Origin of the sequence: Pediococcus pentosaceus ATCC 25745, from assembly GCF_000014505.1 — a bacterium.
GTDB classification, from domain to species: Bacteria; Bacillota; Bacilli; order Lactobacillales; family Lactobacillaceae; genus Pediococcus; species Pediococcus pentosaceus.
This window is the reverse complement of record NC_008525.1, coordinates 1,039,400-1,062,352: the sequence shown is the minus strand read 5'-3', so window position 1 is coordinate 1,062,352 and position 22,953 is coordinate 1,039,400. Positions and strand designations below refer to the sequence as shown.

The 22,953-nt window shown below is 33.6% G+C and carries 20 protein-coding genes; 15 read left to right on the top strand and 5 right to left on the bottom strand.

Annotated features, from left to right (window positions below; genetic code table 11):
- The first annotated feature begins 47 nt into the window (after positions 1–47).
- The 6 genes from PEPE_RS05135 to PEPE_RS05110 all read left to right on the top strand — a co-directional run bounded on the left by PEPE_RS05135 (position 48) and on the right by PEPE_RS05110 (position 5,249).
- The gene (locus tag PEPE_RS05135) at positions 48–965 is read left to right on the top strand and encodes an SGNH/GDSL hydrolase family protein (RefSeq protein WP_011673469.1); all 918 of its coding nucleotides are present in this window, start codon (positions 48–50) and stop codon (positions 963–965) included.
- 8 nt (positions 966–973) lie between these two features.
- A complete protein-coding gene (locus PEPE_RS05130) occupies positions 974–1,564 on the top strand; it encodes a YpmS family protein (protein WP_011673468.1) in 591 nt (196 codons plus the stop codon).
- 11 nt (positions 1,565–1,575) lie between these two features.
- Positions 1,576–1,800: a YozE family protein gene (locus tag PEPE_RS05125; RefSeq protein WP_002833189.1), complete on the top strand. Its 225-nt coding sequence runs from the start codon at positions 1,576–1,578 to the stop codon at positions 1,798–1,800.
- The gene (locus tag PEPE_RS05120; protein WP_011673467.1) at positions 1,800–3,218 is read left to right on the top strand and encodes a S41 family peptidase; all 1,419 of its coding nucleotides are present in this window, start codon (positions 1,800–1,802) and stop codon (positions 3,216–3,218) included. The genes PEPE_RS05125 and PEPE_RS05120 overlap by 1 nt, the downstream gene beginning before the upstream one ends.
- A 192-nt stretch (positions 3,219–3,410) precedes the next feature.
- Entirely contained in the window at positions 3,411–4,748 is a 1,338-nt protein-coding gene (locus PEPE_RS05115; RefSeq protein ID WP_011673466.1) for a Na+/H+ antiporter NhaC family protein, read from the top strand.
- A gap of 147 nt (positions 4,749–4,895) precedes the next feature.
- Entirely contained in the window at positions 4,896–5,249 is a 354-nt protein-coding gene (locus PEPE_RS05110) for an arsenate reductase family protein (protein WP_002833185.1), read from the top strand.
- A 103-nt stretch (positions 5,250–5,352) separates the two neighbouring features.
- On the opposite strand, the gene PEPE_RS05105 is transcribed toward PEPE_RS05110, so the two are convergent.
- Together PEPE_RS05105 and PEPE_RS05100 are read right to left on the bottom strand one after the other, a co-directional pair.
- The gene (locus PEPE_RS05105; protein ID WP_011673465.1) at positions 5,353–6,378 is read right to left on the bottom strand and encodes an aldose epimerase family protein; all 1,026 of its coding nucleotides are present in this window, start codon (positions 6,376–6,378) and stop codon (positions 5,353–5,355) included.
- Positions 6,379–6,426: 48 nt separating this feature from the next.
- Entirely contained in the window at positions 6,427–9,729 is a 3,303-nt protein-coding gene (locus PEPE_RS05100; RefSeq protein WP_011673464.1) for a tetratricopeptide repeat protein, read from the bottom strand.
- Between the two features lie 171 nt (positions 9,730–9,900).
- Between PEPE_RS05100 and PEPE_RS05095 the strand changes: the two genes are divergently transcribed.
- The 3 genes from PEPE_RS05095 (at position 9,901) to PEPE_RS05085 (ending at position 13,149) form a co-directional block, all read left to right on the top strand.
- On the top strand, positions 9,901–10,797 hold the full coding sequence (locus PEPE_RS05095; protein ID WP_011673463.1) for a helix-turn-helix domain-containing protein: 897 nt from the start codon (positions 9,901–9,903) through the stop codon (positions 10,795–10,797).
- Positions 10,798–11,234: 437 nt separating this feature from the next.
- Positions 11,235–11,687, top strand: coding sequence for an NUDIX hydrolase (locus PEPE_RS05090; RefSeq protein ID WP_011673462.1), 453 nt, complete (start codon positions 11,235–11,237; stop codon positions 11,685–11,687).
- Between the two features lie 79 nt (positions 11,688–11,766).
- Positions 11,767–13,149 (top strand): sugar porter family MFS transporter, encoded by a 1,383-nt coding sequence (locus PEPE_RS05085; protein WP_011673461.1) that lies wholly within the window; start codon positions 11,767–11,769, stop codon positions 13,147–13,149.
- A gap of 403 nt (positions 13,150–13,552) precedes the next feature.
- Here PEPE_RS05085 and PEPE_RS05080 read toward each other — a convergent pair whose 3' ends face one another.
- Both PEPE_RS05080 and PEPE_RS05075 read right to left on the bottom strand, forming a co-directional pair.
- The gene (locus tag PEPE_RS05080) at positions 13,553–15,106 is read right to left on the bottom strand and encodes an APC family permease (protein WP_049752773.1); all 1,554 of its coding nucleotides are present in this window, start codon (positions 15,104–15,106) and stop codon (positions 13,553–13,555) included.
- Between the two features lie 140 nt (positions 15,107–15,246).
- A complete protein-coding gene (locus tag PEPE_RS05075; protein WP_011673458.1) occupies positions 15,247–15,741 on the bottom strand; it encodes a GNAT family N-acetyltransferase in 495 nt (164 codons plus the stop codon).
- A gap of 117 nt (positions 15,742–15,858) precedes the next feature.
- Between PEPE_RS05075 and PEPE_RS05070 the strand changes: the two genes are divergently transcribed.
- The 5 genes from PEPE_RS05070 (at position 15,859) to PEPE_RS09385 (ending at position 21,407) form a co-directional block, all read left to right on the top strand.
- Positions 15,859–16,284 (top strand): nucleoside-diphosphate kinase, encoded by a 426-nt coding sequence (locus PEPE_RS05070; RefSeq protein WP_002833178.1) that lies wholly within the window; start codon positions 15,859–15,861, stop codon positions 16,282–16,284.
- Between the two features lie 190 nt (positions 16,285–16,474).
- Positions 16,475–17,320 (top strand): Rgg/GadR/MutR family transcriptional regulator, encoded by an 846-nt coding sequence (locus tag PEPE_RS05065; RefSeq protein ID WP_002833176.1) that lies wholly within the window; start codon positions 16,475–16,477, stop codon positions 17,318–17,320.
- Between the two features lie 351 nt (positions 17,321–17,671).
- Complete coding sequence (locus PEPE_RS05060; protein ID WP_011673457.1) at positions 17,672–18,910, top strand: lectin-like domain-containing protein; 1,239 nt, start codon at positions 17,672–17,674, stop codon at positions 18,908–18,910.
- Positions 18,907–21,162 (top strand): mucin-binding protein, encoded by a 2,256-nt coding sequence (locus PEPE_RS05055; RefSeq protein WP_041526967.1) that lies wholly within the window; start codon positions 18,907–18,909, stop codon positions 21,160–21,162. Before PEPE_RS05060 ends, PEPE_RS05055 begins: the two co-directional genes overlap by 4 nt.
- Positions 21,159–21,407: an LPXTG cell wall anchor domain-containing protein gene (locus tag PEPE_RS09385; protein ID WP_080504383.1), complete on the top strand. Its 249-nt coding sequence runs from the start codon at positions 21,159–21,161 to the stop codon at positions 21,405–21,407. The genes PEPE_RS05055 and PEPE_RS09385 overlap by 4 nt, the downstream gene beginning before the upstream one ends.
- A gap of 167 nt (positions 21,408–21,574) precedes the next feature.
- On the opposite strand, the gene PEPE_RS05050 is transcribed toward PEPE_RS09385, so the two are convergent.
- Positions 21,575–22,174, bottom strand: a complete 600-nt coding sequence (locus PEPE_RS05050) for an NAD(P)H-dependent oxidoreductase (RefSeq protein WP_011673455.1) — start codon at positions 22,172–22,174, stop codon at positions 21,575–21,577.
- 93 nt (positions 22,175–22,267) lie between these two features.
- On the opposite strand from PEPE_RS05050, the gene PEPE_RS05045 reads away from it, so the two are divergent.
- Positions 22,268–22,720, top strand: coding sequence for a MarR family winged helix-turn-helix transcriptional regulator (locus PEPE_RS05045; RefSeq protein WP_011673454.1), 453 nt, complete (start codon positions 22,268–22,270; stop codon positions 22,718–22,720).
- Positions 22,721–22,953: the final 233 nt, after the last annotated feature.

Here is a 22,953-nt window from a genome sequence, read left to right as displayed (position 1 = left end):
GGGACTAACCGATTTTGGCCCTAATTTATTTTACAGAGAGAGGCATTATGAAAGTAGTCAGAGAAATTTTATTTAGTATCATTGGTATTTCGGTTATCACGCTTTTAATTTTATGGGGGTTGGGCTTTTTTAAAGGAGCTAAGACACCGTCTCAAGTTGCTAACAAAGTCGTACCGACAACCCAGAAAAAAGTTAAAAATCTTAAGATTTTAGCATTAGGTGACTCTCTCACTCAAGGAGTTGGCGATACAAAGAATCAAAGTGGATATCAGCAACGTTTAGCTAAGAAAATTACTAAAACCAAACAGATAAAAAAGGAAACGATTTACGATGAGGGAGTTAGTGGTGAACGTAGTGATCAAATCCTTAAACGCTTCAAAACTACTACTAAAATTCAAAAAGAGGCTGCTAAAAGTGATGTACTTATTGTTACGGCCGGGGGAAATGATCTTTTCCAGAATCTCCAGAAAGATGTTACTGAATCACCTAGTCAAGTTGCCGTAAATGTTAATCGTATTAGTCTTACTTATCAAGACAACTTAGAAAATATTTTTAAATATGCAAGAAAGCTGAATCCCAAAATTAAAATTGTTATGGTAGGAATTTATAACCCATTTTACGTATATTTCCCAAATGTAGTGGCTATCACAGATGCGATAAATACATTTAATACCACAGCAAAAGCCACTGGTGATTATTTTAAGCATGCTACTTTTGTTGATATCAATGCATTATCAGTGGGTCAATATAAGACGCTTAGTCAGCAGCAGCGTTTAAAGAAACAAAGTACCGAGGATGATATTGCGGTTGTTGAAAAGAGTCAACTTGAGAAAAGTAAATTTGATACTAAAGAAAAAAATAATTATTTATCGGATGCAGATCATTTTCATCCCAACGACAAGGGATATGATATGATGGCAGATAAGATCTTTAAGGCCATGGATCGGGCAAGAATTTTCAAGTAGGTGAAGAAATGAATAAATATATGTATCATTTTTGGAAATGGGGATTTTTAGTCCTGCTCTCCATTTTTTTAGCGGGCGGTATTTATGTAACTTTTAAAGCTTCTCGTCCAATTCAGCAAGTTGATGACCAAGTAGTTCGAAGTAGTAACCACTATGATCGAATTCCAATTAAATTAAAGAAAAATCAAATTAATGATCTAAGTGCAGCTTATCTTTCTCAATTTCAAAAAGATGAAGACTTTAATTATGAGTTTAAAATTGGTCAACGCTACGCTATTTTAAGCGGAGAAACTGAAATTTTAGGTAAAAAGATTCAAATTGCGTTAACGATGATTCCAAAGGTTACCAAAAGTGGTAATATCAAACTTAAAGCGCATGGGCTAACGGTGGGAACGCTAAATTTGTCAGCTAAAATTGTTTTGAAATATATTTCACGTAATTATCAACTTCCTAAATGGGTAAGTATTGATGGCGATGAAGCACTTTTACGTTTGAATCAGATCAAAACAACTAATAAAGTCAGCTTCCAAGCTAAAACAATCGATATTGATAAAAACGATTTTCAATTCATAATTAACGTTCCTAAAGCCAATAATTAAGGAGAATGCTAATGAAAAAATCATTTTTTGAATATTTAATGACACAACGCAATCCGCAACCTAATAATGAAGTTGAAGAATTTGCTAACCAAGCTTTTTTTGATCAAGTTTTTCCTAAACAATCACGCGATTTTGATGAGATCAGTAAATATTTAGAGCTCAATGCGGGCTATCTACAAAGTATGTCAATTTTTGATTCAGCGTGGCAAAGATATTTAGAAAGTGAACAGTTTTAATGAAAAAAATAATAGAAAAACATCCGTATTTAACTATCGTATTTTCCATGATTTTAGGAGTTTTAATTACTATTGTCAGTGGTTTAGTATTTTTTGTAGGGATTTTAGGTCATACCGATGGTGAGAAAAATGATTTTAATCGTGTAGCGAGTGTTTATAATCAAATTAATAGTGATTATTATAAAAAAGTCGACACTTCTAAATTAGCTACAGGAGCAATTGATGGAATGTTGAGCACTTTAAATGACCCATTTTCGGACTATTTAACTGATAGTGATGCTACTAGTTTGAATGATAGTGTTTCAGGAGCCTTCGGTGGTGTTGGTATTCAAGTTGTAAAGAAGAATCACCAAATTGAAGTTATGACTACCATTGATGGTACACCGGCCAAAAAAGCGGGTCTGAAAGCCGGAGATGTGATTTTAGAAGTAGATGGTAAGAAATTAACTAATCAATCCCTTTCTAAAGCCACCACCTTAATGCGAGGAAAAGTTGGGACTAAAGTAAAGGTTAAATTGCAGCGAGGAAATGATACCTTTGATAAGGTGCTAACTCGTTCTAAAATTCCAGTTGAGACCGTCACGGCTAAGATGTTGAAGAATAAAGTAGGTTATATAACTATCTCAACAGTGGCTGAAAAAACTTCTAGTGAACTTAAACGGGCGCTTAAACGTTTAGATAAACAGGGAGCTAAATCTTATATTATTGATGTCCGAAATAATCCGGGTGGTCTGATGCAGGAAGCTTTAAAGATGTCTTCGATGTTTTTAAAGAATGGCAAAACTATTATGCAAGTTAAAGCTCGGACTGGTAAAGCAGAAGTATACAAGGCGTCTAAAAAGTATGATGGTGGCTATAAAGTTACTAAACCTACTACAGTTGTTATTAATGGCGAAAGCGCTAGTGCAGCTGAAATTTTTGCTGCAGCTTTACACCAATCGGCTAATGTTCCACTTGTAGGTTCCAAAAGTTATGGAAAAGGCACCGTTCAAAATATTACCCAATATACAGATAGTGATGAATTAAAGCTAACGATTGCAAAATGGTTAACGCCAAACGGTACTTGGATTCATGGAAAAGGGTTAAAACCAGACTATCAGGCTGATTATCCTGCCATGGCATACATTACAGAATTTGATCAGAAAAAAACGTACTCCGTGGGAGAGAGCAATTCAGATATTAAAAATATTCAAATTGCCTTAAAGGGATTAGGTTACTATGATGATAAAATTTCTAAAGAGTATACTGAGAAAGTCAAGCAGGCAGTGGAAGCTTATCAAGAAAAGAATCAGCTAGCTGTTACTGGAAAAGTTGATGCGAAGACAATGCGTTCAATCGAACAGAATGTCATTAAAACTTTAGCTAAAAATGATCCTGCTCTAGAAAAAGCGCAAAAAGTTATGAATGACGAAAAATAAATTGATTTAAGGCCCTACAGTTGTAGGGCCTTTTTGATTGGAATTTTTGAACTAATTTAAATATGGTAACGTTTTATTCAAACTTTCTAACAAAAAGTCAGCATTTTTAACAGTTTTTGGTTTTAATTTACGGAAGATAGTAGTAAGTTAAATATATCTGTTTTAATCATAGTATGATAGGAGTTTTGAGTAATGGAAAAAGAAACGCGGAAAAATTACGGGGCAGCAGGGTTGCTTCCGCTACTAATTTTTTTGCTACTATATGTTGGATGTTTAGCCGTTTTTACAATTAAAGGCGCTAAAGATCCTTCTTCATACATGCCACGCCAAGTGGCCATTTTAATTGCATTAGTATTTGCACTAATATTTTTTGAACCTCGCAGTAAATTCAGTAAAAAAATGGACTTATACCTAAATAATGCTGGAAATGCAGGGGTGATGAATTTAGCTTTAATCGTTATGATGGCCGGTGGTTTCTCATCCGCCGTAACCCTTTCAGGGGGACAATCCTCAATTGTTAATTTAGGTGTTTCCTTGATTCCTAGTCAATTCTTAGTTCCAGGTATCTTTTTAATTTCAGCAATTATTTCGCTTTGTATTGGTACCTCAACGGGAACCATCGTTACGATGGCACCCGTTACATTTTCTCTGGTAGCCGCTGCCCATTTGAATGCAGGGATGGCAGGAGCGGCTGTAATTACCGGATCATATTTTGGTGATGGGTTATCTATGATTGGTGGAACTACTATCTCGGCAGCTGCTGGAGTTGGTTCACCTATGAAGGATAAATTCTTGTGGCAAATTAAAATTGCGACACCAGCTGCAATTTTAACTATTATCGCCTATACTTTGATGAGTTTAAATAATGGTGGTGCCCATCATATTGCCGCCGGAAGCTATAATATTATTACAATTTTGCCTTACCTAGCTGTTTTAGTGTTAGCTGCCGTTGGGATGGATGTGGTCATTGTACTAGCGTTAGGAACGGTTATGGCAAGCGCAATTGGAATTTTTCTTGGAAAAGCGAATATTTTTGATTGTGCGAAGGCAATTGGAAACGGAATGGAAAGCATGTTCTGGTTAGCTATTTTTGCAATGATGGTCAATGGGATGGTTGCGTTAATGCGTTATTATGGTGGAATTGACTGGTTGGTGCATGTCTTTACTAAACGTATTCATAGTAAAGCTAGTTGTGAAGCTTTAATTGGAATCTTGAGTTTCTGTGTAACCGGAGCAATTGTAAATAATAACATTTCAGTTCTAATTACTTCACCCATTGCTAGAGAACTCGGTGATGAATATAAAGTTGATCGTAAAGTGTTAGCAGGAATTATTTCCATCTTCGCGGTAACTGCCTCAATGGTAATTCCACAAGACTCTGCAATGATGATGACTCTTCAATTAGCCGGTAAGAGTACTAATTATCTGGATTTGATTCGTTATATGTTCTACCCGGTAATCTTGATGGCACTAACATTTGGGATTAATTATTTTTCAGCCAAAAAGAGCACTTTAAGTAAAGCTGAATAGTTAAAAAGACGATTAGGATCGTCTTTTTATTTTTAAATAAAATAAATCCAGAAAGAGTTTTATTTCTCTTACTATTACTAATACTATAAAAATTATAGTATTATGAATGCAAATTGAAGTTTCTCAAATTTTATTTTAGGAGGACACATGACAACTTTTTATTGTTATTCTAAGTGTAGTACATGCAAGAAAGCCGAAAAATGGTTACAAGAACATGACGTATCCTATGGAAAAATCGATCTAGTTGAACAACCACCGACTAAAGAACAAATGCTAAATATTTTTTCCAAGAGTAATCAGAAATTACGCTACTTTTTTAATACTAGTGGAATCGATTATCGCAAAATGGGACTTAAAGATAAAGTAGAAATGATGACGAAAGAACAGGCTGCAACATTAATGTCCAAGAATGGTAAGTTAATTAAACGTCCGTTAATGGTCGACGATACTAAAGTCACTTGTGGATTTAATGTAGGAGTGTATGAAGAGAATTGGATTTAATATAATGAAAGACACACGGTTGTACTAAAAATAAGAGTTGGATTTCTGTAGTTTATTCAGAAATTCAACTCTTATTTTATATGGAATACGATTAATTAAGACATCAAAATTCTATACACCAACTAGTTCGACTATAAAATTTTTGATATGGTAGCAACACAATTGAAGACAAAGATTCATCATTACTTGGTGGAAATTGGGTCTCTAAAGCAACTCCACCATATTGGCCAATATTCTGTGCAAATCCACTATTATTAAAATGGTTACCAGTATAAACAACAATTGATGGGGCAGTTGTTTCCACACTCAATCTACGCTGATGATCTAAGCTTTCTAATACTGCTGCAATATTATTATTTCGGTTGAGCAAGAAAGGATGATTAAGTCCTAATTGTTCTCTTATTTGTGAATCTAAAGAAGTAATTGCTTTACCAAGTAATTTGGGTTTTCGAAAATCAAATGGAGTATTAGTGACTGATTTTTGTTCGCCGGTTGGAATACTATTTTTGTCCAGTGGTAAATAATAGTCAGCATCTAAAGTTAGATATTGGTCTAGTATATCTTTACCGCTATTTAGATTAAAATAGCTATGATTTGCTGGATTACATAAAGTTTTTTTATCTGAAATAGCTTCTATTTCATAAATTAATGTATTTTCGTTTGTTAACGTGTAAGTTACATAAATGCTTAAATTCCCAGGATAGTTATTATAATTATCCGGATCTAATAGATGTAATTTAAGGATACTACAGTTTTCATTTTCTTTAATAGTAAAGCCGAATACTTGCGTATCGAATCCTTTTGATCCCCCATGTGCATGATTAGGGTCATCATTTAATTCAAATTGTATTGTGTTATCTTCATCTTGCCAGTGACCATGTGCAATTCTACCAATAACTCTACCAACAGTACCACCGAGATAATTCCGTTCTTTATCATAATATTCTGGGCGTTCTAAACTTAAAATAATGTTGTCCTTTTCAGATGTTCGACCAGGTACAAAAAAATGTTCAAGAGTTGCACCATAATTTAAAATATCAACTTGAACACCATTTTTATTAAACATAGAAATACGATAGTAATTTTTATCATCTAGTGTTTGGTATTTATTAACTAAAGTATGTTTCATTTCGAAATTCCTCCAATTAATAAAAGCACTCACATGAGTGCTTTTATATTATAAACTAAATTTTTTGAACGAACAGTGTCTGAGCATCCCTTGATGATTATTAGTCAATTCAGTTATTTTATCCATCATTGTATGAGCTTTATCCACTTGATTTAATCCGAGGTATCCTAATGCGATTAGGTAATAACAGTCGATGACATTAAGTGACTTATGATCATCTTTGAATAGCAGGGCATCAGGTAATGATACAGCGAAGTAATCCATTTCGATATTGTCGAAAATATGTTTTTCACCATAACTAATTAATGCGTGAAATTTACCATTTGCTTCTTTTGTCTGACCTAATTGTTCAAAGGCTAATCCTTGATAAAAAATCGTATCTGATGGTTGATCGTTGTAATACATAGCACTAGATGGTTTTTCCAATCCTTGAGTAGCTAATCTAAGATGCTCATTAGCTTGTTGAGTATCGTTAATTTGTTTGTAAGCATAACCTAGGTAGAAATCGATAACATTATTGTTTGCCGTAGGAAGTTTTCCTTCACCCAGTGAGCGTGGATAAACTAAAGCACGATTAAGTTTTTCAATTGCAGTCGTATAATTTTCGTTAGCAATATCTTGTTTTGCAAGTTCAACTAATGCATATTCGTATTGTGAGCTGACTTTACCTTCGCCACCTTCCCAAGGGTGGAAGATGCGATCCATTAACTTTTGATAAGCTTCTTTGTATCTACCAGTTTCGTTCAATAAAGTAACTAGTTGAATGTAGCTATCGTCGCGTTGCTCGACCAGATCCAAATATTTTTCAAGAAAGGCTAGGCGATCCGTTAAAGAATGGTTCATTTTTTGATACAAAGAATCCAGTTCAAAAACAAGCCGTGCATTTTTAGGATCTAATTTAAATGCTTTTTCTAAATATTCTAAGGCTTTCTTAGGTTGGTTAGTCTTGTTGTAGTAGACGATTGAAAGATTTCGGTAAGACATTGCGTAATCAGGATCAAGTTTGACTGATTTTTCCCATAAAGCCTGAGCTTTTTGATATATACGACGATCATAGTATAAATTACCAAGATAGTAGGGTGCTAAGCCATCTTTTGGATTGATATTTTGAATATATTCCAAAATGATAACGTCGAACAGACGATTTGGGAAGATATAGTCAGGAGATAGACTAGCTCCAAGTTTTGCTGAAGCAAGAGCTTGTTCTTGCGAATCCAATTTAGAGTATATATAAGATTCATAATAAGATTTTAATGGATTATCATCTTTGTAAATGTTCAAGGCCGATAATGCATCAGCATATTGTCCAGTTTCAAGATAAAGTTGAACTAAATCTAAAACATCATTTAAGCGAGTATCAATGAAATGTTTTAACGTATCTAAGTAATCTGGATTAATTTTTGAATATTCGAATAATACCGCTGAAGCACTGTTATCGATTTCCAAACTATCTTTTAAAAGTTTTTCAGCTTGATCGGATTTCATCAAAATTAAAATATGAGCCTTGATTGCTCGAGCTGTTAAATCATTATAGTTAAATAATAGTGCTTGATTAATAAATTTAAGAGCATTGTCTAAATCATTTTCGCGAATCTTTATTTTAGCCATTGCCACAAAACTAACTGATTTTGTATCTGCAGACCAAGTTGCTTTGTAAAAAGCATCGTATGCTTCAGCATATTTCCCTTGCTTTTCAAGGCTTAGTCCAAGATGATAACTTGGGAAACCAGATACTGGGTTAGTATTATGATTGTTTTGACGTTCTAAAGCACGTCTAAAGTATTTTTCACTTTCTACAAACAATCCTTGACGGTAGAGTAGGAGACCGTACGCATCATTGATTCGTTTATCGAATTTATCCCGTTTAAGTCCTTCCAGATAGTAGTCTTCAGGTCTGAAACTAGCGTGACGATATTGGTCAAGATGTTGTCCTGCATTGAATAGTTCGTCGTTAGTTTTAATATCTTTAGGATTAGGAATTGCTTTAGCAGCATCTGGAATCGCTTCGATTTTTTCAGGTTCGGGTTTGTATTGCACCAAAATATTTCCATCTGGATCAAGTACTTTTAATGTTAATTCATGCAATTTAAACTGATCATTTTGAATGGTTGTTACAAAAGTTTCTATGGGACTTAATGTAGTTTTTTCGTCAAGTAGAACTTCGTTTTCTTTTTCTAAAATGATTTGTACATTTGAAAATTCTGATGTTGCATATGCTGCAATTGAGATTGTATCTCCGTCTTTTTCTAAGTTAACTGCGGCATCAATCGTAGCATTTTTAACTGCTCCTACAGCTTTATAAGGCATAAAGTATTCAGTACTATGCTTTTCTTCATGAGGATTAAGCCAAGAGAAGTCGGGTTGATTATCGGTGAAAGTACCAACCATCAATTCGATGTATGGTCCATCGCTATCGGTTAATTGATGATCCCAAGATTGTCCAAAATCACCATGTCCCCAAGTCCATTGCTTTTTGCCAGGTGAAGTATGGTGGTCAGCTACGTGAAGAAGTCCAGCTTTTTTCTGGTGGTCATAATTACCTAAAAAGTCGTATTTTGATTTGGCTGCCATGTAAGAAGTAGGTACAGGTACATTTTTGTAACGAGAAATATCAACGCCTTCTGAGTAATCAACTTTATAATATTCACCAGTTGCAATTGGAAAATCAGAAACTGCACGTTTTCCGTGATCAAAAACAGCATTAACATCTGGCGGAAAGATTGATTGAGTGTTTTCGTTTACAGGTACTGCCGGATTAGCCCACCACAAGAAAGTCTGTGGTAAATCAGTTGGATTTGAAAAAGTTTCATCAACTTTCAAATATGCTTTATCAGGATACATAGTGAAACCAACTAAAATTTTTGTGCCATTCATTTGATCTATATCACTCATCCAGATTGTTTTAGAACCGTCTGAATTAATCTTAGTGTAATAATTCACTGGAGAAAAAGTATCTGGCCGGTGATGTTGTGGCCAATTGAATTCGATTCCTCCAGAAATCCATGGCCCAGCCAGACCAACAAGTGCTGGCTTAATAACGTGATTATAATAGACAAAGTCGTAATTATTAGTTTTATCTAACATTCGATAAATTCGTCCACCTAATTCGGGTAGGAAAGTAACCTGGATATACTTATTTTCTAAGATAACGGCTTTATATATCTTGTCATGTTTTTCATCAAAGACACGTTCGGTTACCGGAAATGGATAAGTCTTACCACTACTTCCTTGATATACTCGATCTTCTAAAAACATCGGATTTTTTTCTGGCTTAGCGATTCCATAGGTTGGAATCGTTAAGTCTGTTTCTTTTAGAATAACTGGTTCATTTAACGTAATATCAGTAGTCATATAAAACAGCTCCTTTCAAATTTACGTTTTAAGGGTATAATAGAAAACGCTTTCTTCAAATGTACAAAATGTGCTAAATGATGGATTTTAGGCAACTGTTATTTGTTTAAATTTTTATCATATGATAATATCGAGACCAATTAATGAAGAGATTTTATAAAGGAGGAGCTTATGAAAAAATTACACGGGTTTGAGAATGAATATTTATTTGTATTACCGCCAGTGATTTTGAATAATTTTAATTTTTCAAAAGTCATAAAGCTGTTATATATAACCGATCTCGGTTTTTATCCTAAAGCAAGATATCATTTTGTTCACCGTGATCGTGGTACTGAAGAATGGATATTGATTTTTTGTACACATGGCAAAGGAGTTGTAAAATCTGCGACTGAGGAATGGCTAATCGAAAGTGGATCAATTGTTTTGTTACCTCCTGGTAAGGAACATACATACTACGCTTTTGATGATGATCCTTGGGACATATTTTGGGCGCATTTTAACGGAGATTCTGTAAATGAATATATTCCACAAGAAGCTTTGCAAGGAAACGGTTTCTTAGTGATTAATAAAACAAGTACTGAAGATATGCAAATGCTTATGTCACAATTTTGGCAAATGATTCAAGCGTTATCAGCAGGATTTTCATATCAATCAGTTTTTTACTCATCACAGGTATTAGGTGCAACTTTAGCGTATGTATCGTTGCAGTCAGTTTTGCCGCATGATTCTTATACAATGGGTAACGAATATATAACCAAAGCAGTTAAATATATATATGACCATTTCGAAGAAAAGGTTAGTTTGTCTACGTTAACCGAGGTATTGGACGTGTCGAAAAGTTATCTTAGCCGAATTTTTAGACAAACGGTTGGTACTAGTGTAAACCAGTTTATTCTGGATATCAAAATGAAGCAAGCATGTTATTACTTAAAAGATACTAATTTGGCAGTTCATCAAATTGCCTCTCGATTGGGCTACGATGATCCATACTATTTTTCAAGAATTTTTAAAAAGGTGGTAGGTAGTTCTCCACGGGTTTTTAGGAAGCAAGAAAAAAATAGGTTGTAGCCAATTATCCATGTTTATGAGTTTATATTCCATGTTTTTGATACCGCTTTCAATACATAATATGAATGTATTGAGGGCGTTTTTTTAGAATGGAAGTGATAATTTTGTATTAAATGTATTATATTTACGTCTAATTTTAAGTGATATAGCAATGATGTATAAAAATCCTGCGATGAAGATTTAATATATGGAAAAATTTCACTGTATCATTGAGTATTTTTTGTTGAGAGAAGGAAGAGTAAATGTAGTAAATATATAAAATGTTTATGTATAGAACAAGAAATATTGGTTCTATCAAAAGAGATACATTTTAGTTTCACTGATTCGATAAGTACTTCTTAATTAAAAATATGATTACGAAAAACGTAGTTAAGTAATAATTTGTTTAAAGTTAATTATAATTGGAATACTTATAATCTGGACGAGGTGGAAATGTTTTGAGTAATTATATAAACGATTTACGACAAAAAGTTGGGAACGCACCGTTAATATTGAATACTGCTACAGGAGCACTTTTTAATAATGCGGGTGAAGTTTTATTGCAGGAAAGGGTAGATACGAAAGATTGGGGATTTCCAGGAGGTTACCTTGAATATGGTGAAACATATAAAAAAGCAATAATGAGAGAGTTTCAAGAAGATACAGGTCTATCGGTAATACCTGAGAAATTAATTCAAAACACAGATGATACTTTTTATAAATATCCGAATGGTGATCAGATACAATCTATTAACCAGTTTTTTTTAGTTAGATACCTTGAAGGAACATTATTGAGTGTAAAAACAGGTGAAACAACCAGACTAAAATATTTTAAATTAGATCAACCCCCTCAATTTTTTAACGAACAACATGCCGAAATGTTTAAAAAAATACAACGAATGAGAGAATAAACTGATATTCCACAAATTTTGAATTATAAAGCAATATCTATAAGCTTTAGACGTTTTTACAAGAAACGGAGTGAGTTAAATGAACGCTAATAAAAAAAGAATTAGTCCATATGTAATATTGATTTCCTGTGCAGCCGCTTTGGGAGGACTTCTGTTTGGATATGATACAGCAGTTATTTCAGGAGCTGTTGGGTTCTTACAGATAAAGTTTACTTTGAGTAGCGCGCAAGTTGGATGGGTTACGTCTTGTATCTTAATTGGATGCGCACTAGGTGTTTCGATTGCAGGTATTTTAAGTGATTTATTTGGACGCAAGAAAATATTGGCGCTTTCTGCAGTTATTTTTGCACTTTCTTCTTTAGGTGCTGCTTTCGCAGGAAGTTATATGATTTTAGTGATTTGGAGAATGCTTGCAGGTATTGGTATAGGATTGACTTCCTTAATAACACCTTTATATATTGCAGAAATGGCACCGTCAAATGTGCGTGGAAAATTGGTATCCGTTAATCAATTAGCTATCACGATTGGAATTTTTATTGTCTATTTTGTTAATGCAGCAATTGCGTCAAATGCAACGCAATTATGGAATGTTTCAACAGGATGGAGATGGATGATGGGGGTTGGAGTAATACCATCGTTATTATTTTTAATTGCATTGATCCCGGCTGGTGAAAGTCCACGTTGGTTATCACAACACGGAAAATCTGAGGCTGCTTATAAAGTATTACAAAAAGTTGAAATAAGTGATGAGGCTGCAGAAAAGAGCTTAGAAGAAATTCAGATGTCTGAGGAAGTTGTTGATGATACAAAATTTAGAGATTTATTTAATAAGACTTGGTTACCAGTACTTATTATTGGAGTATTGTTAGCCTTGTTCCAGCAATTTTCTGGAAGTAATGCAATAATGTATTATGCTCCTGAAATATTTAAGGGTGCAGGATTTGGACAAAGTGGTGCATTCATGGCTACTGTATCAATCGGAGTAATTAATATGGTAATCACCATTGTCGCATTAGGTTTAGTAGACAAGATAGGCCGTAAAAAGTTATTAGGATGGGGATCTTTTGCGATGTCATGTTGTTTACTTGTTGTTTCAATTTGTTTCTTTGTACATGCTGCTACTAGCATAACATTGACTTTTGTTTTATTAGCAATTGCCGCATACGCAGTTTCTTTAGCTCCTGTAACGTGGATACTAATTTCAGAAATTTTTCCATTAAAAATCAGAGGTAGAGCAATGTCAATTTGTACGGCAGTTTTATGGCTAAGTGATTTTACCTTAAGTTATACCTTCCCAATTCTGACTCAGAATATAGGAGAAGGATGGACTTTTATGCTTTATGTAGTAGTTACTGCATTGTCGGCTATATTTGTATGGAAATTAGTTCCAGAAACAAGAGGTAAGTCTTTAGAGGAAATCGAAGTATATTGGCATGCTAAAAGTAAAACCCATGTTAAATAATTTTAGGTTTAAATGATAATTTCTTAAACTCTCATTTGATAGGCAATAAGGTCTCACATAAAGAAATGGGATGGGCGTCGGTCTATTGTCAAACGGATATAGTACCTGGACTACCTCAGAAATTGAACGTCATATTGGGTTACAATTTCATTTTAAATCAATGACAGATGACGTTCGTGAAATTAGTGCAAACGGTAAAGAATACAATCAACTCATAATGATTTGCATCAAGTCCCTGACGATATACTGGCTTTTCCCATTTCAAAGTAAAATCAAAAAGTAACGTTTAAGTTGTTAGATTATATGATAAGTCATGCAGATGCTAAATAAATGATTATCCTAAGTACAATAAAAAAGGAGACCAAATTCGTAAGTGAATTGGTTTCCTTTTTTATTTGGAAAATTATTTTTTAACATGCTTATTAACCTCTTGGGCGTTGCCAAATGAAACAGTTATGATGCGACTGCGCATTCCCCAAATGTAGAAAATAAATGCCACAATGATGATAACTATAAAGTCAAGAGGATAATGGATTAAATTTCTACCATTAAAATTATCACTACCAATATACGACATAACTGAAAGGAAAATTAAGTATACAATCAGCCAAAGGCTACTACGTAGTTGTTTCATAGTTTCTTTCCAATGTAATCGCCATTCGTAATAAATAAAAATTGGTAAACCTAGTAAAATGACTAAGATAACTTCAACTGTTGTTGGCCACATGGCCCAATAAATAGCTAAAGAAGCTAAAATGAAAGCTAAAGGTGCCATAAATTTAATTGCTTTTAAACGAACAGGTCGATTGAAACGGGAAGCCATTTTTCTTAATGATACGACCGTGATTGGCCCAGTCAGGTAAGCAATTAACGTCGAAGTCGAAATAACACTGGCTAAAGTTCCCCATGATCTAAAAATCGAAACCATTACCATACTTAGAACAGCGTTGAAAGCCATAGCTACTCGAGGAATCCCATATTTAGCATTAATTCTTCCTAAAATTTTAGGAAAATGATTATTACTTGACATAGCGGCCAAGGCCCGTCCAGTTGAAGCAGCAAATGAAACACCAGTTCCAAAGGGTGAAATGAAAGCATCTAAATAAAGTAAAACTGATAACCAATGAATCCCAAGTAAGATAGCTAAATCCGCAAAGGGTGATTCAAAGTTAATTCCATGCCAACCAGATTGAGTAATTAGTGCAGTTGGTACGGAAGTGATGAAAGTACTTTGTAGAACTAGGTAGAGTACAGCACTGATTGAGAGTGAAAGCCCTACACCTAGCCCAATGTTTTTCTTAGGGTTTTCGACTTCATTTCCCATATTAATTACGGTTTGAAAGGCGTTAAAGGAAAAAATAATCCCAGAAGCAGAAGTAGCAGCGAAAATCGAAGCTGATCCGTAAGGCATAAATTCCGATAGTGATTTTCCGTAATTTTCAGGATGAAAGCCACTTAAAGTTAAAAATATAATAGTAATTAAAGGTACAGCAATTTTGAAAATGGAGATTAAACTCGTAAATCTTGTTAATAGAGTTACTGACCAATAATTTAATAAGGTGAAGATTAAAATGAAACAAAAAACTACTAATAGACCACTAGTAGTGATGTTCCCATTTTTGAAAAAACTATGGGTCCAATTCGCCCATGCCCATGGCCAAGAACTCATGTATTGGACCGCGGCTACAGCTTCGATGGGGATGAGAGTGATTAGAGAAATCCAATTTGCCCAAGAGGCAATAAAGCCAACCAATGATCCGTGACTGTATTGAGCAAATTTACTCATTCCGCCAGATTCTGGAAACATTGTCCCTAACTCAATATAGTTATAGGCAATTACACCAATCACAACAAATCCAATTATCCAAGAAAAAATTGCCGCTGGACCAGCTACCGAAGCGGCCTCCATTGATCCAAAAAGCCACCCCGAACCAATTAGAGAACCGAGCCCAAGCATTACCAGTTGAAAAAGATTTAGTTTTTTAATAAAAAATATCCTCCTTAATTTTTGATTAATAATGGTAAATATTAACGTATTTGTGTAAATAAATCAAATTGGTATAGGACGTTCCATATTTTTATTTAAAATTTAATCGCTTATATGGATCTAATTAAATGGGTGATAGGGTAAGGTTTACCAAAACCATCGACTGGATCCTCTGAATCAATTTTAAAGTTACTTTTTAGATAGAAACGTTTTGCTTGCACATTTTGCGAGTTTACATCGATTCTTTTAATATCATATTTGCGTACTAAAGTAGACAATATTTCTCTACCGTAACCTTGGCCAATAAATTGGGGGTCTAAAAATAACATGACAAGCTCGTCTTTATCGATACCACTAAAACCAACCACTTTATGATTTTGATTTTTCCAGACGATTAAATTTACTGAATCCAAAGCCTGTGGAATGATTTCCTTGTAAAAAAGTAAATCTGATTCTTTCAAAAAGTGGTGAGTTTTTCTAACGGATGCTTCCCAAATTTTGAGAATTAAAGGGTAATCGGATTTAGTAGCAGTATTTGCGTTTAAAATAATAACATCTCCTTTTATTGTTAGAGCTCCATTTCTAGTATGTTTAAATGGTATCATACGGATTCATTTAAATTAAATCTAAGTAAAAATGATTTTGGATCATATTACAGTGTTTATCGTATATATATTTAGTACAATAACACTAAGCCTATACATGAAATGGAGGAGTTTTTGATGGAACAAGAACGAATTTTAATTTTAATTAAACCAGATGGTGTTAGTTTAGGGCATATTGGGGAAGTAATTACACGTTTAGAACTGAAAGGATATTCAATTGATGCGCTTAAAGTTACCCAAGCGACGGAAGCACAGTTGCAGCAACATTATGAAAAATTAGTTAATAAACCATTCTTTAAGGAAATCGAAACATATATGTTAGAAGGCAAAATCGTGGCGATGATTGCCAGTGGAACTCATGTTATTGATGTTTTTCATCGGATGGCAGGTGCTACAGATCCGTCGGAAGCTGCTTTCGGAACCATTCGTGGAGACCTGGGACGGGAGTGGCCAGACGGTTTACTACGTAATGTGGTGCACAGTTCTGATAGCATTGAAAATGCTGAAAAAGAAATCAAAATTTGGTTTCCAGAATTAAACTAAGATGTGTTTATAAAAAAGTAAATTACAGAAACTAGTTAATCGATGACTGATTGGCTAGTTTTTTTATATAAGAGCTCATTATTTTTCAGTAGCGAGAGTAATAAATAAAATTAGATAATTAAACTTCCTTTACTAAGTCTGTTCATCAGTTTATATTTATTAGTCATTAGAAAAGGGGGGCTAATTGAACATGGTTTTGAGTAAGACAATTGCAAAAATTAGAAAAGAAAAAAATTTAACAGTCAATGATCTCATCCGGGATAATATGTCTAAATCCAGCTATAATCGTTTTGCTGCTGGAAAAGCCGACATTCACAGCCATTACTTCATCGAGCTACTGAAACGTTTACACGTAACTTTAACTGAGCTTGAATATATTGATAGGGGATACGTACCTAAAGATATAAATATTTATCTATCCAGAATTAAAAAATTTTTTAACAAGCGTGATGCTAATGCTTTAAAAGGAATTATTAAAATTTTGGAAAGTGAATATTCAAAAATTCATAACACTGAATATCAGCATTTAATCGGACTTTGTGAGATTTTGATTGCTCGTTTAAATCACTATAAACTGGATATGAACCAGAATATTTTATATCGATACTTGATTAACACGTCTTCTTGGACTAGATATGAAATCATTTTGTTTAATAATTCTCTATTTTATATTGAACCAGAAACTTTGAGCATCCTATTGAGTAATGCATTAAAGCATGTCCATGAATTGGATGATCTTAACCCACAAGTAGTTGAAGGGTTTAGACTTTTAAGTAACGCCATTATCTCTCTTTTATACCAGCAAGAACCAACTTTGGCGCTATACTATATTTCAAAACTAGAAGAGTTTCAAGTGAAAGAAGAGCACGTGTATGAAAGGATTTTGTTACTTTTTTTTAAGGGTATCAGAAAAAAATTAGAAGGCTATTCTGAAATAGAGTACAACAAAGAATTTAACAAATTATATTTTATTTTAGATGTACTACAAATGGAGGAGCAAAAAAGGATTTTTAAAAATGCCATTGCAAAATTATAATGTTAAAAAGCAAAAATAATCATTTAAAACGACCGTGTAGACTAATTTTTAATGCCTGCACGGTCGTTTTTTAGAAAAATAAAAAGAAAAGAACATATTCCATACTAATCCCCCCAGTTAAATTATGCAGATAATCTTTAGATATAAAAAATATGTCCCGTTTAAGGGCCATAATATCCTAAAAAGAAATATAGTTACAATCAGTTAATACCCTAAATTAAAATTAGAAGCACATTATGAAATTTTAAACCTTTAATGAGGGGAGGATAGCCATAGATGCATTTGTTTAGAATAATGCGATTAGTAATGAATAATGTTTTTAAATTTAAAATTAAATTGGAGTGACTTAGATTGACTGCAAAGTTTGGTAAATCGTTCAATAAAAAGAAATATTGTCCACGTCTCGAACCTAAGAGGATCTTAACATTGATCAATTTAGCTATGTTAGGACTTGGTATTAGTTATCTACAGCATGCAGATGTAGCTCAGGCTTCCGAGATTGGAAAAGTGAATACTTATAAAGATGCTAATTCTTTAAAAACAAATCAGTTATTAGAGCTAACTAAGAATGGTAAAACCACTAAGGAAGTGGGTGTTGATGTAAAAACAGAGACTCATAGTCAACCATCAAAATCCAATGATACTAATAAAAGAGCAGATAGTAACCAAGCTTCAAGGCTACTTAAAAAAAATCAAAATCGGATTGTCGATCCAAAAACTATTAAGGACGATTGGTCACTAAAAAATACAAAAGTGAAGAACAGAGCTCTAATAACCCCTAAGAAAATCCATGAAAATCAAGGTACTATTAAAAATATAAATTTTATAAACAGTGAAATTAAAGTGAAACCAAATGATAAAACAGATTTACAGGATAATGTGTATGTAAACAAAGATAATTTTAAAGATTACTTTAATCAGAACGGGAGTGCCAAAGGTAACTACAATCCAATAACCGGTGAGCAAAAGCTTACTACAGGTTCATGGCAAAGTGGCAATATCACTTTTAAAGGAGGAATAGACCTTAGGCACAATTTTAGAATTGATGGTGCAATTAATTTAGGAAAAGAAACGAAAGTAAGGAATGTTTTTAGAGTTTTAAAGGGAATCGCAGACGGAATTGGGATCGTTTTTTACAAAGGAACCCGTAACCAAATTGGTGGAAGCGGTGGGAATTTGGGTATCTATGGAGTGACTAATGCTTTTGGATGGAAAGCTGACACATGGCATAACGTGGGTAGATCGTTTAAGTTTGGTAACACTACCAGGCGCTTACAGGGTGAAGCTGATGATGCTTTTCCCGATCCATATGGTGCGATGGTAACTACTAATAAAAATGGTCAAGGGACCATTGATAAAGACAGTGTACGGCCTTTACCAAAAATTATCGAAGATAATAAATACCACGCTATAAAAATGATATATACAGCTCGTACGAAAGAATTTAAGGTGATCCTTTCGACCCCAACGGGGGATGTTATTTTAAGAAAAAATTTGATTATGATGCTAAAGATCCCGTCTATTACTTTACTATCGCTTCATCCACAGGCGTATTACCTACTAAACAATTTTTTAAAATTGACTCCATGAAATATACGTCAATTCAAAAAGCATTTATTAAGTATATTGACGATAATACTGGAACTAACATGAGAGTCCGTGTACTAACTGGCCAGGGTGGTAAAACGATGAAGTACTCTACAAGAGCAGACATCCAAGATTATTTAAAACAAGGTTATCAATTAGTTAGTGATAATTTTGTAACGGGAACTACTTTTGATACTGACGATAGAACCGATCAAATATACGAAGTTCATTTTAAGCATGGAATAGAGTCTGATTTTGAAAAACGGAATGTGAAAGAGACCGTTCATTATCGCTATGATAATGGTCAATTAGCCAGACCGATATACCAAAATGTACTTAATTTTGAACGGAAGGTAGAAACTGATCAAGTTACAAAACAAAGAAATTATAAGAATTGGCAGGCGGTTGATGGAACTAGTTTTAAAAGAGTAGTTTCTCCGTATATAAAAGGCTATACCGCTGTACCAAAATTGATCGATGAAATTACTAATATTAACGAAAATCATAAAAATATCGAAAAAATAGTAGTTTACAAAGCTAACGATGAAAAAGCTCAAGTGAAATATTTCGATGATACGACAGGGAGAAAGTTAAGTGAGCAATTTCTACATGGTGCTTATGGTAGTCGAGATGTTTATCGAACGGCTAATACAATTCAGCATTATAAACAAATGGGTTATGAGTTGGTGAGTGATGACTACCCTAAAAACGGAGCAAAATATAGTCAAGATAAATTGGTTCGAGTGTATGAAATTCATTTAAAACATAAAATCATTGAGCAATCAGAAAAAAGTACTGTAAAGGAAGTGATTCATTATCTATATGACAATGGTCATTTAGCCAAACCAGTATATGAAAGTGTGCTTAATTTTAGTCGGATGGTTGGAATTGATCAGGTTACAGGAAAAAAATACTATGGAATTTGGCAAGCAACTGAAGGTACAAGTTTTAAGAAGGTTGTTTCTCCTAAGATAGAAGGTTATACGGCGCTGCCTAAAGTAGTTGTGGCCATCAATAATATCAATGTTAATCACGCAAATATCGAAAAAATAGTAGTTTACAAAGCTAACGACGAAAAAGCTCGAGTGAAATATTTCGATGATACGATAGGGCGAAAACTAAGTGAGCAACTCCTACATGGTGTTTATGGTAGTCGAGATGTTTATCGAACGGCTAATACAATTCAGCGTTATAAACAAATGGGTTATGAGTTGGTGAGTGATAACTACCCTAAGAATGGAGCAAACTATAGTCAAGATAAATTAGTTCGAGTGTATGAAATTCATTTAAAACATAAAATCGTTAAGCAACCAGAAAAAAGTACTGTAAAGGAAGTGATTCATTATCTATATGATAACGGTCAACCTGCTGGACCAATATATGAAAACGAACTTGATTTCAAACGAATTATCGAGTTTGATCAAGTAACAAAGCAGAAACGCTATGGAAATTGGCAAGCAATTGATGGAACGTACTTTAAAAAAGTAGATTCTCCGAAAATTATTGGTTATACGCCAACTCTTGAGGCAATTGAAACGATCAATAACATTGATGGCAGCCATAAAGATATAGAAGAAACGGTAGTATACAAAATTAACGACGAAAAAGCTCAAGTAACATACTATGATGATACAACTCGAAAAAAATTAAGCGAAAAAGGACTAAATGGAGCTTATCGCACTCGAGATAGTTATCGAACAGTCGATGCGATTAATCAATATAAGTGGGCAGGCTACGAGTTGGTTAGTGATGATTATCCCCAAAATGGGGTGTTTTACGACCAAGATAAGCTAATAAAAATGTATGAAGTACATCTAAAACATGGAGAAAAAATGGATTTTGAACAACGTGCGGTAAAAGAAGTAATTTATTATCAATATGATGACGGCCAATTAGCTGAGCCAACATATAAAAATAAACTTAGTTTTAGACGAATTGTAAAAATTGATCAGGTCACGGGTCAAAAATATTATGGAGTATGGCAAGCGGTTGACGGTACTAATTTTAGGAGTGTAGTTTCACCAATCATAGAGGGATATACACCAATCCCTGAGATTGTTAGGGCGATTAATAATATTAATAGTTACCATCAAGACGTTGAAAAAACGGTGGTATATCAAGCCAACAAACAAAATGAGGTGGTTGGTGGCAATTCTCCAAAGAAGTTTAAACAAATTAAAATAATTCTAGTAAGGGTGATTCACCCAAATCGAGAGGTAAGGATTAACACTGAAAAGAGTCACACAAAAAAATAAGCCTTAAACCTCATCATGACAGGCAGAAAGTTGAGTCAACACATAAAACTAAGTTTAAACTAAATACGCTGATAAAATCAGGTGATAAAATAAAAAAGCAAAACTCAGTCCATCAAAAGCGTGCAATTAAAAAATATCAAAAACTTCCTCAAACTGGAGAGAAGAAATCAAACAAATTTGTGTATTTTTTACTAGTACCGCTATTAATTCTATCTACGATAATCACAATTTTAAAAAGGAAGTAAACCTAAGAAATAGAAACTTATGGTGTAGTGACTATTGAACATTAAATATAGAAATTTTTAGTGACACATAAAAACTCCTATTTATTAATAAATAGGAGTTTTGTTTTCCAATATCAAAACTTAATATTGATCAAAAATAATTTAGCCTTTAATTGGGAAAAGGTAATTTAAATATATTTAGCTACTGAATTAAGCATTTTAGCACGAGCCTTAGGAGAAACGTCTTCGGCATTAAAATTATGCCATTTAAAATTTTTAACACCAGACTTTCTAAAAACGCCACGTTTTAACATGCGACCAACAGGATTCCCATAGAGAACTTTGTATATCCAGGTTGGAGCACCAGATACCGTAAGAACTCTAACTTTGGTGTTCGATGAAAATAGTCGTCGCGTAATACCACGATGTTCTTGGATTTGTCCTTTGGCAAATACCTTATCAATAAAACCCTTGGTCATTGCAGGCATCATTTCCCACCAAATTGGAAATAACATAATGATTTCATCTGAATTTTGGAGCCTTTCGAAGTAGTTTTGACTTTGAGTGTCAACGAAAGGGTGAGTTCGCCAATTAAGTAAATCAGTTTTAGTCATTACAGGATTAAATTGATCTTGGTGTAGGTCAATTAAATCTATTTGAGCGCTTTGTTTTTCTAACGCCTGTATCACAGCAACTAGTAGAGCAGAAGTAAAAGAACGGTTATGTGGTTCATTGTAACCAGCTTCTTTTCCATATGGGTGATCAAAAACAATTGTTATTTTTTTCATAATATGCTCTTTTCTTGTACTTTTATATTCTTTGGAATATATTTAATATAGCACCAAAATTTATAAAGTCAATATATATGTCGAGGAATATAAATGAATGAAGAACTAGCTAAGGAACTAAAAAATTACCGCGAACATTCTAATGAAAGGGCCATTAAAGAATTAATTGGCAGCCACAATGATATAAAGAACCTGAATAAACTTTCCATTATAGAATTAGATGTGATTGCATGGATTGCCGATTATAATTTAAAAATTAATGATTTATTGCGGTATATAAATATGACTCAAGGGGCCATATCTAAACTGGTCAATCGACTTGTTGAATATGGATTTGTTGAAAAATATCATATGAAAGGAAATCAAAAGGATACGTATTTGCGGCTTACCAATCTAGGTCGGGAAGTAGAGGCTGTTCATCACCAATTTCATCAAGAACTAGAACGACGCTTAGAACAAGCACTAGATCAATTCACTGAACAAGATATTAGAATCACCGTTAGTGTATTGAAAAAAATCAACGCAGCCCGAAACCAATTGGATTAAAAAAGCTTATTATGTTGTTTAGTCTCAGTTTTTTTAGAGATAATTAACAAACGTAATAAGCTTTTTTGTAAGTAGCGAAATTCTTAATCTTTAGAAAGATTGCTGATCAAAATACTATTATGCCTGAGAGAAACTAAAACAGCTAGATCAGCAAAATTAGTATCACGGAAAGTTAACATTTAATCTGGTATTAAAAAAGAAGAAAATAATATTTTAGGAAAAAATGAATACTT

Coding starts and splice junctions, on each gene's coding strand:
- PEPE_RS05055 (WP_041526967.1), top strand. CDS start 18,907: ATGAAATATACGTCAATTCAAAAAGCATTTATTAAGTATATTGACGAT.
- PEPE_RS05095 (WP_011673463.1), top strand. CDS start 9,901: ATGAAAAAATTACACGGGTTTGAGAATGAATATTTATTTGTATTACCG.
- PEPE_RS05050 (WP_011673455.1), bottom strand. CDS start 22,174: ATGAAAAAAATAACAATTGTTTTTGATCACCCATATGGAAAAGAAGCT.
- PEPE_RS05125 (WP_002833189.1), top strand. CDS start 1,576: ATGAAAAAATCATTTTTTGAATATTTAATGACACAACGCAATCCGCAA.
- PEPE_RS05070 (WP_002833178.1), top strand. CDS start 15,859: ATGGAACAAGAACGAATTTTAATTTTAATTAAACCAGATGGTGTTAGT.
- PEPE_RS05105 (WP_011673465.1), bottom strand. CDS start 6,378: ATGAAACATACTTTAGTTAATAAATACCAAACACTAGATGATAAAAAT.
- PEPE_RS05045 (WP_011673454.1), top strand. CDS start 22,268: ATGAATGAAGAACTAGCTAAGGAACTAAAAAATTACCGCGAACATTCT.
- PEPE_RS05130 (WP_011673468.1), top strand. CDS start 974: ATGAATAAATATATGTATCATTTTTGGAAATGGGGATTTTTAGTCCTG.
- PEPE_RS05085 (WP_011673461.1), top strand. CDS start 11,767: ATGAACGCTAATAAAAAAAGAATTAGTCCATATGTAATATTGATTTCC.
- PEPE_RS05065 (WP_002833176.1), top strand. CDS start 16,475: ATGGTTTTGAGTAAGACAATTGCAAAAATTAGAAAAGAAAAAAATTTA.
- PEPE_RS05120 (WP_011673467.1), top strand. CDS start 1,800: ATGAAAAAAATAATAGAAAAACATCCGTATTTAACTATCGTATTTTCC.
- PEPE_RS05135 (WP_011673469.1), top strand. CDS start 48: ATGAAAGTAGTCAGAGAAATTTTATTTAGTATCATTGGTATTTCGGTT.
- PEPE_RS05075 (WP_011673458.1), bottom strand. CDS start 15,741: ATGATACCATTTAAACATACTAGAAATGGAGCTCTAACAATAAAAGGA.
- PEPE_RS05110 (WP_002833185.1), top strand. CDS start 4,896: ATGACAACTTTTTATTGTTATTCTAAGTGTAGTACATGCAAGAAAGCC.
- PEPE_RS05115 (WP_011673466.1), top strand. CDS start 3,411: ATGGAAAAAGAAACGCGGAAAAATTACGGGGCAGCAGGGTTGCTTCCG.
- PEPE_RS05080 (WP_049752773.1), bottom strand. CDS start 15,106: ATGCTTGGGCTCGGTTCTCTAATTGGTTCGGGGTGGCTTTTTGGATCA.
- PEPE_RS05100 (WP_011673464.1), bottom strand. CDS start 9,729: ATGACTACTGATATTACGTTAAATGAACCAGTTATTCTAAAAGAAACA.